Consider the following 12,944-nt stretch of genomic DNA (forward strand, 5'->3'; position numbering starts at 1 on the left):
GGGGCCGGGCTTCGCGCTAGAGCCAGCCGACGCGCTTGAACCGGTAGTAGAGGTAGCCGCAGGTGCTGACGATCAACCCCAGCGCCATCGCATAGCCATAGCGGAATTTCAGCTCCGGCATGTGCTCGAAGTTCATGCCCCAGATGCCCGCGAAGGCGGTGCACACCGCGAAGATGCTGGCCCAGGCGGCGAGCCGCTTGGTCACTTCACTCTCCTCGATGGTGACCATCGAGAGGTTCACCTGCACCGCCGTGGCGATGGTGTCGCGCACCGCGTCGATCGAGCCATTGATGCGCACCAGGTGGTCGCCCACGTCGCGGAAATATTCCTGCGTGCCCACGCAGATCTGCGGCACGCGCCCGCCGTGCAGCTTGCCCGCCGCCTCCACCAGCGGCGCCACCGCGCGCTTGAGGATGAGGCTGCGGCGCTTCAGGTCGTACAGCTGCTTGATCTTGTCGCGCGCCGCGCCGCCCTGGGCAAAGATCTGCTGCTCGATGGATTCGAGTTCCACTTCGAGCGCGTCGATCACCGGAAAGTAGCGGTCGACCACCGCGTCCATCAGCGCATAGAGCACGAAGCCCGCGCCGTTGCGCAGCAGGTCGGGCTCGCGCTCGCAGCGCTCGCGCACGCCCAGGAAGCCCTGCTGGCTGCGGTTGCGCACCGACAGCACGTAGTTGCGGCCGACGAACACGTTGACCTCGCCCACGTTCACGCTGTGCTCGCCTTCGGCTTCGGTCGAGGGCTCGACCAGGTGCATCACGACGAACAGCGAGTCGCCGTACTCCTCCACCTTGGGCCGCTGGTGGCCGTGCTGGGCGTCTTCGACGGCCAGCGGGTGCAGGTCGAACTCGTCCTGCATCTGGGCCAGCTCTTCGGGCGTGGCGTCGCTCAGCGCCACCCAGACGAAGCAGCCTGCGCGGGAGATGTAGTCGCTGATGTCCTCGACGGGAATGTCGGCGAGCTTGGCGCCGTTTTCATAGGCCACGCAGTTGATCAGCATCGGAGCACTTCCATCGTCGAACTTGAAGGGAGGTCAGGCCGCCGCATCGGTCGGTGCGGTCGCGGCCAGGCGGGCCGTGTCGGCCAGCGAGGCCTCGATGGCCTGCGTCTCGCGCGCGAGCAGGGCCAACCCCTGGTCGGCGAACGCGCGGTGGCTGGCCACGTCGGCCCACAGGCTCGCCGCGGCTTCGGCACACGTCAGCGACGTGAAGCGGATACGGCCCTTGGCGAGCGCGACGAAGCGCTGCTCGCGCAGCGGATCGGCCCGGTCCCAGGCGCCGCCGATGAGCACGCGCTTGCCGCGCTTGATGCGGGGTTCGCGCTCGGCGAAGAAAGGCAGCTTGGCGCCGAACCAGCCCGGCAGGCCGGTGTTCAGCGCGGTGTCGAAGGCCGAGGGCGCGGCGTTCGCCTTGGCAAACTCGCGCAGCGTGCCGAGCTGGTAGAGCGCCGGGTCCTTGGCGCCGCCCGTGCCTTCGACGGGCCGGATGACGGACGGGCCGCTGTTGCCCGTGCCCGGTCGCCCTTCGGGCCGTTTCGACTTGCGCAGGTCCGCCAGCTGGGCCGGCGACATGCACAGGTACAGCGCCGCGAGGTCAGCGGGCAAGGTGGCGGTGTCCGGGAGCGCGTCCGCTGCAGGGCCTTTGATTTCATCCGACGGGGCCATGGGCACCTTTGTTCTTCACGCGGGGTTTGCGCCGAGGGATTTTAGGAGCGGCGATGCAGGCCGCCCGGGCACGTCAGTGCTCGGGGCCGCCCTGCCCCTGCGGCTCGGGCGCTGGGGCCGGCAACCATTGCAGCTCGTCCGGCAGGTACGGCCGCGACCAGCTCATGCCGTCCAGCCGCACGCGCAGCGTGAGCCCCCGCACGGTGGTCACGGTGCCGGGCTGCCCGTGCACCAGCACCCTGGCGCCCTTGCGGGCAGGCACATGAAATCGTTTCCGGATGTCCTCGTAACTCACTGGGGTCTCCATCGATGAAGGTCGCGTGCGCCCGCGTAGTCATGCGCATGCGCATGACTACGCACGGGGGAGCTGTCTGGATTCAGGGGAATGCGGCCAAAGTGGACGCGGCGGGGGCGTCGGTGCGGGGAGGCCGGCGCGCACGCCGATGGCCGTCCCCGATAATGACCCGATCCCCGGGATGCGCAGCGCGCACCCTCTTTTCTTCTCCACGGATTCAATGACCTTACCGGTGAAAAGCACCAAAGATCAAGCCCCCTCGGCTGGCGATTTCGCCGGGCACACGCCCATGATGGCGCAGTACCTGGGCCTCAAAGCCGACCATCCGGACACCCTGCTGTTCTACCGGATGGGCGATTTCTACGAACTGTTCTGGGCCGACGCCGAAAAGGCCTCGCGCCTGCTCGACATCACGCTCACCCAGCGCGGCCAGTCGGCCGGGCAGCCGGTGCTGATGTGCGGCGTGCCCTTCCACTCGGTCGACACCTACCTGGCGCGGCTCATCAAGCTGGGCGAATCGGTCGCCATCTGCGAGCAGGTGGGCGAGGTCGGCGCCAGCAAGGGGCCGGTCGAGCGCAAGGTGGTGCGGGTGGTCACGCCCGGCACGCTGACCGACTCGGAACTGCTCAACGACAAGAGCGATTCGCTGCTGCTCGCCGTGCATGCGGGCACGCGCAATTTCTGCGGCCTCGCCTGGCTCAGCGTGACAGGTGCCGAGCTGCGGCTGGCCGAGTGTCCGGCCGATGCGCTCGAAGCCTGGATCGCACGCATCGCGCCGAGCGAGCTGCTGTACAGCGCCGAGGTCACGCCCGCCTTCGAGCAGCGCCTGAAGGCCGCGCGCGCGGCCGTGCCGTTCACGCTGTCGCTGCGTCCGGCCTGGCAGTTCGATCCCGGCCTGGGCGAGCGCAAGCTCAGCGAGCAGATGGGCAGCCACAGCCTCGCGGCCTGGAACGCCGAATCGCTGGGCAACGCGCACGCCGCTGCCGCCGCGCTGCTGGGTTATGCCGAGCACACGCAAGGCCGCGCGCTGTCGCACGTGCAGCGCCTGTCGGTGGAACGCGACGGCGACCTGATCGAGCTGCCGCCCACCACGCGCCGCAACCTGGAGCTGGTGCAGACGCTGCGCGGCGAAGACTCGCCCACGATGTTCTCGCTGCTCGACACCTGCATGACGGGCATGGGCAGCCGCCTGCTCAAGCGCTGGCTGCTCTCGCCGCGCCGCGACCGCAGCGAAGCCCAGGGGCGGCTCGACGCCATCGGTGCGCTGCAGTCCCCCGGGCCCGGCGCCACCGCCGCGCCCTGGCGCACGCTGCGCGAGCAGCTGAAGAACACCAGCGACGTGGAACGCATCGCGGCGCGCATCGCGCTGCGCCAGGTGCGCCCGCGCGAACTGGTGGCGCTGCAGCTCGCGCTGGCGAAGGCCGAGCAGCTGGCGCCGCTGCTGCCGGGCGCCGCCGCGCTGCTGGCGCAGATCACTGAACGCCTTGCGCCGCCGCCGGGCTGCGCCGACCTGCTGGTGCGCGCGATCAAGCCCGACCCGTCGGCGCTGGTGCGCGACGGCGGCGTGATCGCCACGGGCCACGACGCCGAGCTCGACGAGCTGCGCGAGATCAGCGAGAACTGCGACGACTTTTTGCTCAAGCTCGAGATCAGCGAGCGCGAGCGCACCGGCATCAGCAACCTGCGCGTGCAGTTCAACCGCGTGCACGGCTTCTACATCGAGGTGACGCAAAGCGCGCTCTCGAAGGTGCCCGACAACTACCGCCGCCGCCAGACGCTGAAGAACGCCGAGCGTTTCATCACGCCCGAACTCAAGGCGTTCGAAGACAAGGCGCTGAGCGCGCAAGACCGTGCGCTGGCGCGCGAGAAGTGGCTGTACGAGCAGCTGCTCGACGCGCTGCAGCCCTCGGTACCCGCACTCACGCAGCTGGCCGGCGGCATTGCCGCGCTCGACGCGCTGTGCGCGCTGGCCGAACGCTCGCACACGCTGAACTGGCGCGCACCGACCTTCGTGTCGCACCCGTGCATCGAGATCCAGCAGGGCCGCCACCCGGTGGTGGAGGCGCGGCTGGCCGAGAAGTCGTCGGGCAGCTTCATCGCCAACGACACGCAGATGGGGCCGCAGCAGCGCATGCAGATCATCACCGGCCCGAACATGGGCGGTAAGTCGACCTACATGCGGCAGGTGGCCATCGTGGTGCTGCTGGCGTCCATCGGTTCGCACGTGCCGGCCACGGCCTGCCGGCTCGGGCCGATCGACGCGATTCACACGCGCATCGGCGCGGCCGACGACCTGGCCAACGCACAGTCGACCTTCATGCTCGAGATGACCGAGGCCGCGCAGATCCTGCACAGCGCCACGGCGCAATCGCTGGTGCTGATGGACGAGATCGGCCGCGGCACCAGCACCTTCGACGGCCTGGCGCTGGCGGCCGGCATCGCGGCGCAGCTGCACGACCGCAGCAAGGCCTTCACGCTGTTCGCCACCCACTACTTCGAGCTCACCGAGTTTCCGGCCACGCACCACGGCGCCGTGAACATGCATGTGAGCGCGACCGAGTCGGGCCGCGACATCGTGTTCCTGCACGAGATGCAGCCGGGCCCGGCCAGCAAGAGCTACGGCATCCAGGTGGCGCGCCTCGCGGGCATGCCCGCGGCGGTGGTCAACCACGCGCGGCAGGCGCTCGACGCACTCGAGTCGCAGCATGCGCAAACGCGTGCGCAGGTCGACCTGTTCGCGCCGCCGCCAGCCACCGAAACCCCCATGGCCAGCGCCGTAGAATCCGCGCTGGCTGCCCTCGACCCGGACGCCATGAGCCCGCGCGAAGCCCTCGACGCGCTCTATGCCCTCCAGAAACTGAACGCACGTGAACGCAGTACCGCATGAGCGGGCCCAGTTCCTGCAAGGCGAACCCATGACTTATTGCGTAGGCATCAAACTCAACGCCGGCCTGGTGTTTCTCTCCGACTCGCGCACGAACGCGGGGGTGGACCACATCAGCACCTTCCGCAAGATGATCGTCTACGAGCAGCCGGGCGACCGCGTCATGGTGCTGCTGTCGTCGGGCAACCTGAGCATCTCGCAGTCGGTGCGCGAAATCCTGCAGATCGAAGAGCTGCGCGAAACGCGCGAAGACGGCACGCAGGGCGAACCCATCACCATCTGGAACGCCAAGAGCATGTTCGACGCCGCGCGCGTGCTGGGCTCGGCCGTGCGCCATGTGTACGACCGCGATGCCGAGGCGCTCAAGCATGCGGGCCTCGATTTCAACGTGTCGTTCATCTTCGGCGGGCAGGTCAAGGGCGAAGGCATGCGCCTGTTCCTGGTCTACGCCGCAGGCAATTTCATCGAAGCGACCACCGAGACGCCCTACTTCCAGGTCGGCGAGTCGAAGTACGGCAAGCCCGTGCTCGACCGCGTGCTCACGCCCGAGACGCCGCTGGACGAAGCCGCCAAGTGCGCGCTGGTGTCGATGGACTCGACCATGAAGTCGAACCTGTCGGTCGGCCTGCCGCTCGACCTGGTGGTGTACGAGGCCAACAAGCTCGAGACCGACCGCGTGATCTGCATCGACGCCGACAACCCCTACTACCGCATGATGCACAACAGCTGGGGCCAGAAGCTGCGCGAGGTGTTCGACAGCATCGAAGACCCAGTGTGGGACGACAGCGCCACCGAACACCCGCTGCGGATGCCGGCCACGCGCCACAGCCCGCTGCGCAAGATCTCGACCCCCGACGAAAAGCTCATCTAGAACATGGTGCCCCCCGGCTTGTCACTTCGTGTACTTCTCCACCCCCCGAGGGGGAGGCTCGGCCGCCTTGGGGCGGCCCGGCGGCGGCCTCTGTAATGCCACCTGTCATCTTTTCGCACGGCAACAGCTTTCCGGCGAGCACCTACCGCGTCGTTCTCGACAGCCTTCGCAACCGGGGCTTCGAGGTCGACGCCATCGAGAAATTCGGGCACGACCCGAAGTACCCCGTCACCGACAACTGGCCGCACCTGGTGCAGCAGCTGGCCGACTTCGCCAAGCTGCGCGCCGACCGCGCGGGCGGCCCGGTGTTCCTCATCGGCCATTCGCTGGGCGGCTTCCTGAGCCTGATGTGCGCGGCGCGCCACCCCGAGCTGGCGCGCGGCGTGCTGCTGATCGATTCGCCGATCCTCGGCGGCTGGCGCGCGAACACGCTCAACGTGGTCAAGCGCACGCCGCTCATGAAGAGCATTTCGCCCGGCGCCACCAGCCGCAAGCGCCGCAACAGCTGGGAGCATCGCGAGGCGGTGTTCGAGCACTTCCGCAGCAAGAAGGCGTTCGCGAAGTGGGACGAGCAGGTGCTGCACGACTACATCGACCACGGCACCTTCGACAGCGAAGACACGCGCGCCCTGAGCTTCGACCGCGACGTGGAAACCGCCATCTACAACACCCTGCCCCACACGCTGGGCGGGCTGCTGCGCCGCCACCCGATCAAGTGCAAGGTGGCCTTCATCGGCGGGCGCCAGTCGGTCGAGATGAAGCAGGTGGGCATGGCGATGACCGAGCAGGTCACCAAGGGCCGCATCACGATGCTCGACGGCAGCCACCTGTTTCCAATGGAAAAGCCGCTGGCCACGGCGGCGGCCATCGAAGCCTCTCTGCGCAACCTGATGTAGGTGGTGTTCAGGCGGTGCGGCAGGCGACCGTGTCGCCGACGCGCAGCACACCGCCACGCAGCACCCGCGCCGTCACGCCGCCATGCCCGCGCATGGCGTTGTAGCCACCGGGGCCGAGCAGTTCTTCCATGCGCGAGCAGGGCTCGCAAGGCCCGGTGATCTCCAGCAGCACCTCGGGCCCGAGTGCCAGCACCAGCGGCTGGTCGCGAAACAGCGAGCGCGCCGCCAGCAGGTTGAGGCCCGACACGACGAGGTTGCGGCGCAGCAGGCCGGCGTCGACACCTTCCACGCGCCGCGCGAGCGCCGCGACAACCGGAAGGTGCTCCGCCTGGATCAGCGTGACCTGCCGCTTGCCACCGCCGCGCCCGGCACTGCTGCGGTCGCCGGCCAGGCCCAGCGCTTCGATCGCCTGCACCTCCTCCGCCGATTGAACTGGCGTGCGCCGCGCGGGGCGCAGCAGGATGGCGTCGAGCCGGCCGGGATGCGGGAACTGCCGGGTCAGGGCGTGGAGGTCGGACATGCGCCGCATTGTCCACGCGGACTTTTTTTGCGCGCTGCTGTCGGCCCGCCGCATACTGGCGCGTCCTTGGGGTTGAACCGACCTTCTTCGAAGCGACACGCACCGCGCCGACGATGACCACCACCGAACTGAGCTGGATCGCCACCACGCTGATCGCCGCGCGCCCGCGCGCGGTGGCGGCGCTGCTGCGCTACTTCCGCGACCTGGACACGGCCGAGGAAGGCTTCCAGGAAGCCAGCCTGCGTGCGCTGCGGCACTGGCCCGAGCAGGGCCCGCCCGACGATCCGCTGGCATGGTTGATCCTCGTGGGGCGCAACGCGGCGCTCGACGAACTGCGGCGGCGCGATCCGCTGCCCGAAGAAGACGACGGCGACGCGGACATGACCCTCGACCCCGACCTCGCCGAACAGCTCGACCAGTCGCACTACCGCGACGATGTGCTGCGCCTGCTGTTCGTCTGCTGCCACCCCGCGCTGCCGCTCGCGCAGCAGATCGCGCTGGCGCTGCGCATCGTCTCGGGCCTGTCGGTGGCGGAGATCGCGCGCGCCTTCCTGGTCGGCGAGCGCGCCATGGAGCAGCGCATCACGCGTGCCAAGCAGCGCGTGGCCGCGGCCGGCCTGCCCTTCGATGCGCCCGGTGTGCGCGAACGCGGCGAGCGGCTGGCGGCCGTGGGCGCGGTGGTCTACCTGCTGTTCAACGAAGGCTACGCGGCCAGCGGCGGCACGGCCCATGTGCGCGTGGCGCTGTGCGAAGAGGCGATCCGCCTCGCGCGCCTGCTGTGCGACCTGTTCCCCGACGCGCCCGAAACCGCCGGCCTGTGCGCCCTGCTGCTGTTGCAGCACGCGCGGGCCGACGCGCGGCTGGACGCGGGCGGCATGGTCGTGCTGCTCGAAAACCAGGACCGCACGCGCTGGCACCGCGCGGCGATCGACGAAGGCCTGGCCCTGCTCGACGCCGCGCTGCGCCAGCGCCGCATCGGGCCGTACCAGCTGCAGGCGGCCATCGCGGCCACGCACGCGCAGGCCGCATGTGCCGCCGACACCGACTGGGCCGAGATCGACCGGCTCTACGCCGGGCTCGAAAAGCTGCAGCCCTCGCCCGTCGTCACGCTCAACCGCGCGGTGGCCGTGGCCAAGGTGCGCGGGCCCGGGGTGGCGCTCGCGATGGTCGACGGGCTGGCGGAGCCGCTGTCGGCGTACTTCCACTTCCACGGCCTGCGCGGCGGGCTGCTGACGCAGTTGGGCCGCGCCGACGAAGCACGCCGCGCTTTTGCCGACGCGCTCGCGCTGGCCCGCACCGCCGCCGAGGCCGCACACATCCGCCTGCTGCTCGACCGTCTCGGCGCGGGCGCCTCTTCCGACTCCCTTCAAGCAAAGGACGCACGATGCTCTATTCCATCCTGATCTACGGTTCCGAAGCTGCGGCGGCCGGCTGGGCACCCGAGGTCGAAGACGAGATGCTCGAGCGCCACACCGACCTGCGCGACGAGCTGCAGGCCGCCGGCCGGCTCGGCACCGTGCTGCGCCTGATGCCCGACACCGCCACCACCGTGCGGCACGCCGGCGCCGCGCATCCGCTGGTGACCGACGGGCCGTTCGCCGAGACCAAGGAGCAGCTGATGGGCATCTACATCGTCGAGTGCGAGTCGCTCGAAGACGCGCGGCATGCGGCGCGGCGGCTGGACTTCGAGGGCGGCGTGTTCGAGATCCGCCCGGTGACCTGGTACGACCCGGGCGTGATCGCACCGCGCATCCCGCAGGTCTGAAAAAAACTCCACTGCGCTGTCGGATCAGCTGGGCCTGCGCCGTCCTTGGAACGAGCGCCCGCATGTCGCGGGTCGCCATTCACGCCAAGGAGAAGCTCTCATGCCCTCGAATGTCCAGTCCTTGCAAGACCGCTGCGCCGTGATCCACGGCGGCAGCGGTGCCCTTGGCGGCGCCGTCGCCCGCGCCTTTGCACGCGAAGGCGCCCGCGTGTTCATCACCGGCCGCAGCCGCGACAAGCTCGATGCGGTGGTGCGAGACATCACCCAAGCCGGCGGCCATGCGCAGGCCGCGGTGGTCGACGCGCTGGACGAAGCCGCGATGCTGCGCCACGCGGCCGAGGTCGCCGAGCAGGCTGGCGGCATCGACCTCGCGTTCAACGCCGTCGGCGTCTTCCACGTGCAGGGCCGGCCGCTGGCCGAGCTGTCGCTGGAGGACTTCTTCCTCCCCATCCACGCCTACACGCGCGCCAACTTCCTCACCGCCAAGGCCGTGGCGCCGCACATGGCGGCGCGCGGCGGCGGCGTGATCCTGTCGGTGTCGACGCCCGCCTCGCGCCTACCCGGCCCCGGGTACCTCGGACATGCCGTGGCCTGCGCCGGCGTGGAGGGGCTCGCGCGTCACATGGCGGGCGAGCTGGCGGTCTTTCGCATCCGCACGGCCTGCATCCGCTCGCACGCGATTCCCGAGGCGGTGGCCGCGGGCTCGCACAGCGGCGAGGTGTTTCGCCCGGCGGCCGAGCGCATGGGCCTCACGGTCGAGCAGATGCTGGCCGCGCGGCCCGAGGGGCTGCTGGTCGAACGCCTGCCCTCGCTGGACCAGCTCGCGGGCACCGCGGTGTTCCTGGCCTCGCCGCTGGCCGGGGCCATGACGGGCGCAATAGTCAACCTGAGCGGAGGGGTCATCCTCGATTAGGGTTGTGGTCGCTTTGAATTAACATCAAGATACAAATAGGAACTTTAGAAACAGTCGTTTCATTTAAGAAAAAACGTTGCACCACGTACACCACGGCTCAAAAATGTCGTCCTATGTCTGCCCCTCTCCTGGAAGACGTTGAAGTGGTCTCGCTGAGCCCCGCGCTGGTGGTCGAAGACGATCCGGCGATGCGCGAGCGCCTGGCGTACGTGCTGTCGACGCTCGGATGCGACGAGCCCCAGATCGCCTGGGCCGACAGCCTGACCTCGGCCCGCTCGCTGCTGGAGCAGCAGCATTTCGGCGTGGCGCTGGTCGACATCGGCCTGCCCGACGGCAGCGGCGTCGACCTGATCGAGTGGATGCACGTGCACCACCGGCTGGTGCCCGCCGTGGTGATCTCGGCCTGGCGCACCGAGGCCGTGATCTTCGCGGCGCTGCGCGCCGGCGCCATCGGCTACCTGCTGAAGGAACGCGACGACCTCGAGCTCAGCATCGCGCTGCGCAGCATCGAGCAAGGCGGCGCGCCGATCGACCCGGCCATCGCCCGCCGCATCCTCGGCTGGGTCGCGACCCAGCTGCCCGGCCTGCCCTCGCCGCCCGACGACCCGTCGCTGACGCCCGCCACCACGCCCGTCATGCTGACGCCGCGCGAGCGCAAAATCCTCGAGCTCGTGTCGCAAGGGATGAGCAACCGCGACATGGCGGAGGCGCTGTCGATCTCCAGACTGACCGTGGAATGCCACACCAAGAACATCTACCGCAAGCTGGCCGTCAACTCGCGCACCGAGGCGGTCTACCAAGGCCGAAGGCAGGGCCTGCTGCGCTGACGGTCTTCGCGGGCCTGCTGCTGTGGGCCCTGTGGCTGCTGCTCCCGACGGGCAGCGCGCACGCACAAACACCGGTGGTTCCCGAACTTCGCGCCGAAGCCGCACGCGGCACCGGCTGGGACGACACGACGCCGCCCGCCGACGGCTGGACGCCCGTCGCCCTGCCCGACAGCTGGGCCACGCGCTGGCCCGGCTTCGACGGCGTGGTCTGGTACCGGCTGACCTGGGAGCAGCCCGCGCCGGTGACCGAGACCGGGCTGCTGCTGCACTACCTGAACATGGCCGGCGAGGTCTCGCTCAACGGCACGACGATCTGGCGCGACCGCAGCCTGGTCGAGCCGCTCACGCGCGCGTGGAACTCGCCGCGCTACTGGCTGCTGGACGCGCCGCAATTGCGCGCCGGCACCAACACGCTGCTGGTGCGCGTGTCGGGCCTGTCGGCCTACCAGGCCGGGCTGGGGCCGGTGAGCCTGGGCACGCCCGCGGCCATGCAGGCCGAGTTCGGCCGCGAGCAGCTCATGCGGCGCGACCTGCAGGTGTTCGGCCTGGCGACCAGCGCGGCGGTGTCGGCCTTCTTCGCGGCGTGGTGGCTGCTGCGCCGGCGCGAGACGGCCTACGGCTGGTTCGCGGCGATGTCGGTGCTGTGGCTGCTGTTCGGCTACAACCAGATCGCCACCAGCCCGTGGCCCTTTGCCAGCAACCACAGCTGGCAGGCGCTGAACACCTCGCTGCTGCTGTTCTTCAGCGTGTCGTATGGCGTGTTCGTGCTGCGCTTCGCCGGGCGGCGCCTGCCGCGCCTGGAGATCGCGGCGTTCGCGGTGGCGGCCGTCGGCGTGCTCGACCTGTGGTTCGCGGGCACCGCGAACCTGCCCACCCACCGTGCGATCTGGACCCTGGTGGGCGGCCTCACGATCATCGTCGTGAACAGCAGCGGCATCTTCCACGCACTGCGCCACCGGGGCAGCCCGATGCGTTCGCTCACGCCGTTCATGGCGGTGTCGGCGCTCACGGGCGCGCACGACCTGCTGGTGTTCACGCAGGTGATCGACAGCAACATCTACTACACGACCATGTCCTCGTACGTGCTGCTCTTGGGCATGGCGCTGACGCAGGCCGGGCGCTTCGTGCAGAGCCTGCGGCGCATCGAGAACTTCAACACCGAGCTGATCGAGGAAGTGAACGCCGCCAAGGCCGAGCTCGCGTCCACGCTCGCGCAGCAGCACGCGCTGGAACTCGCGCACGCGCGCATCGGCGAGCGCGTGGCCCTGGTGAGCGACCTGCACGACGGCCTGGGCGGCATGCTGGTGGGCAGCATCGCGACGCTGGAACGCACGCCGGAGCACCTCAGCGCGCCGCAGCTGCTGGCGATGCTCAAGAGCCTGCGCGACGACCTGCGGCTGATCATCGACGCCACCGGCCGCGACGACGGGGCGCGCGCGCTCGGCGAGCTGCTGGCGCCGCTGCGCTACCGCAGCGCGCAGCTGCTCGACGCCAACGGCATCGACTGCCGCTGGAAGGTCTCGGGCATCGACACGCTCGAACTCGCGCCCTCGCAGAGCCTGGACCTGATGCGCTTCCTGCAGGAGGCGCTGACCAACGTGCTCAAGCACAGCGCGGGCCGGCGCGTGGACGTGACGGTGGCGCGCGCGGGCGCCGAGCTGCAGCTCAGCGTGCGCGACGACGGCCGCGGCTTCGCGGTGGACGGCGTGAGCGGCGGCGCGGGGCTGCGCAACCTGCGGACGCGGGCGCGCCGCCTGGGCGCGCAGCTGCAGCTGCAGTCGCGCCCCGGCGAGACGCAGGTGGTGCTGCGGATGCCCTTGGGCGGCGCGGCGCCTACTTGACCAGCGCCAGCGTGCCCTTCATGAGCGACGCGTGCCCCGGGAACGAGCAGAACCACGCATAGCTGTCCCCCGCCTTGAGCTTGCTCACGTCGAAGCTCACGGCATCGGTCTCGCCGCCGCCGATGACCTTCGAATGCGCGATGACGCGGGCATCGCCCGGCTTCACGTAGGCCTTGTCCAGCCCCGCGCCGATGCCGTCCGCCGCCACGCCCTGCGCGTCGGCGGCCTTGCTCAGCACCCAGTTGTGGCCCATCGCGGCCTTGGGCAGCTTGCCGACGTGCTTGAGCTTCACGGTGAACTGCTTGCAGCTGGCCGGCACGGCGATGGCGCTCTTGCTGAACTGCATCGCGTCGTTGCCTTCGATCTCGATGTCGCAGGTGGCGGCCAGCACGGGGCCGGCGAGCAGCGCCGTGAAAAGCAGGGCCGCGGTGGTTCTCGTCTTCATCACATGGTTCCTTCGGTGAGGTGC

The 12,944-nt window shown here is 69.7% G+C and carries 13 protein-coding genes; 8 read left to right on the forward strand and 5 right to left on the reverse strand.

The features are described from left to right. Window positions 1–16: 16 nt before the first annotated feature. From corA to AC07OX_RS26050, 3 genes are all read right to left on the reverse strand, one after another. Window positions 17–1,000 carry a magnesium/cobalt transporter CorA gene (gene corA, locus AC07OX_RS26040; RefSeq protein WP_139704480.1) on the reverse strand — a complete coding sequence of 328 codons (984 nt, stop codon included), beginning with the start codon at window positions 998–1,000 and terminating at the stop codon, window positions 17–19. A gap of 33 nt (window positions 1,001–1,033) precedes the next feature. Beyond that, window positions 1,034–1,603, reverse strand: a complete 570-nt coding sequence (locus AC07OX_RS26045) for a hypothetical protein (RefSeq protein WP_260684885.1) — start codon at window positions 1,601–1,603, stop codon at window positions 1,034–1,036. Between the two features lie 133 nt (window positions 1,604–1,736). Continuing rightward, entirely contained in the window at window positions 1,737–1,925 is a 189-nt protein-coding gene (locus tag AC07OX_RS26050) for a polysaccharide deacetylase (RefSeq protein ID WP_354344848.1), read from the reverse strand. 253 nt (window positions 1,926–2,178) lie between these two features. Between AC07OX_RS26050 and mutS the strand changes: the two genes are divergently transcribed. The 3 genes from mutS to AC07OX_RS26065 all read left to right on the forward strand — a co-directional run bounded on the left by mutS (window position 2,179) and on the right by AC07OX_RS26065 (window position 6,609). Next, a complete protein-coding gene (mutS, locus tag AC07OX_RS26055; protein ID WP_495260302.1) occupies window positions 2,179–4,845 on the forward strand; it encodes a DNA mismatch repair protein MutS in 2,667 nt (888 codons plus the stop codon). A gap of 28 nt (window positions 4,846–4,873) precedes the next feature. Next, entirely contained in the window at window positions 4,874–5,713 is an 840-nt protein-coding gene (locus AC07OX_RS26060; protein WP_062474940.1) for a proteasome-type protease, read from the forward strand. A 95-nt stretch (window positions 5,714–5,808) separates the two neighbouring features. Further along, window positions 5,809–6,609 carry an alpha/beta fold hydrolase gene (locus AC07OX_RS26065; RefSeq protein WP_062474937.1) on the forward strand — a complete coding sequence of 267 codons (801 nt, stop codon included), beginning with the start codon at window positions 5,809–5,811 and terminating at the stop codon, window positions 6,607–6,609. A 7-nt stretch (window positions 6,610–6,616) separates the two neighbouring features. On the opposite strand, the gene AC07OX_RS26070 is transcribed toward AC07OX_RS26065, so the two are convergent. After that, a complete protein-coding gene (locus tag AC07OX_RS26070) occupies window positions 6,617–7,129 on the reverse strand; it encodes an MOSC domain-containing protein (RefSeq protein ID WP_495260303.1) in 513 nt (170 codons plus the stop codon). A gap of 113 nt (window positions 7,130–7,242) precedes the next feature. Here AC07OX_RS26070 and AC07OX_RS26075 point away from each other — a divergent pair, with 113 nt between their 5' ends. The 5 genes from AC07OX_RS26075 (at window position 7,243) to AC07OX_RS26095 (ending at window position 12,475) form a co-directional block, all read left to right on the forward strand. After that, window positions 7,243–8,532 (forward strand): RNA polymerase sigma factor, encoded by a 1,290-nt coding sequence (locus AC07OX_RS26075; RefSeq protein WP_495260304.1) that lies wholly within the window; start codon window positions 7,243–7,245, stop codon window positions 8,530–8,532. After that, window positions 8,514–8,894 carry a YciI family protein gene (locus AC07OX_RS26080; RefSeq protein ID WP_070062632.1) on the forward strand — a complete coding sequence of 127 codons (381 nt, stop codon included), beginning with the start codon at window positions 8,514–8,516 and terminating at the stop codon, window positions 8,892–8,894. The genes AC07OX_RS26075 and AC07OX_RS26080 overlap by 19 nt, the downstream gene beginning before the upstream one ends. A 100-nt stretch (window positions 8,895–8,994) precedes the next feature. Next, window positions 8,995–9,807 carry an SDR family NAD(P)-dependent oxidoreductase gene (locus tag AC07OX_RS26085; protein WP_495260305.1) on the forward strand — a complete coding sequence of 271 codons (813 nt, stop codon included), beginning with the start codon at window positions 8,995–8,997 and terminating at the stop codon, window positions 9,805–9,807. A 113-nt stretch (window positions 9,808–9,920) separates the two neighbouring features. Next, on the forward strand, window positions 9,921–10,634 hold the full coding sequence (locus AC07OX_RS26090) for a response regulator transcription factor (protein ID WP_095948901.1): 714 nt from the start codon (window positions 9,921–9,923) through the stop codon (window positions 10,632–10,634). Between the two features lie 74 nt (window positions 10,635–10,708). Next, window positions 10,709–12,475, forward strand: a complete 1,767-nt coding sequence (locus tag AC07OX_RS26095) for a sensor histidine kinase (RefSeq protein WP_495260306.1) — start codon at window positions 10,709–10,711, stop codon at window positions 12,473–12,475. Here AC07OX_RS26095 and azu read toward each other — a convergent pair. Continuing rightward, complete coding sequence (gene azu, locus AC07OX_RS26100; RefSeq protein ID WP_495260307.1) at window positions 12,468–12,920, reverse strand: azurin; 453 nt, start codon at window positions 12,918–12,920, stop codon at window positions 12,468–12,470. The two genes, AC07OX_RS26095 and azu, sit on opposite strands and share 8 nt — an antisense overlap. Window positions 12,921–12,944: the final 24 nt, after the last annotated feature.

The organism is Variovorax sp. GW821-FHT09D07 (genome assembly GCF_059416345.1).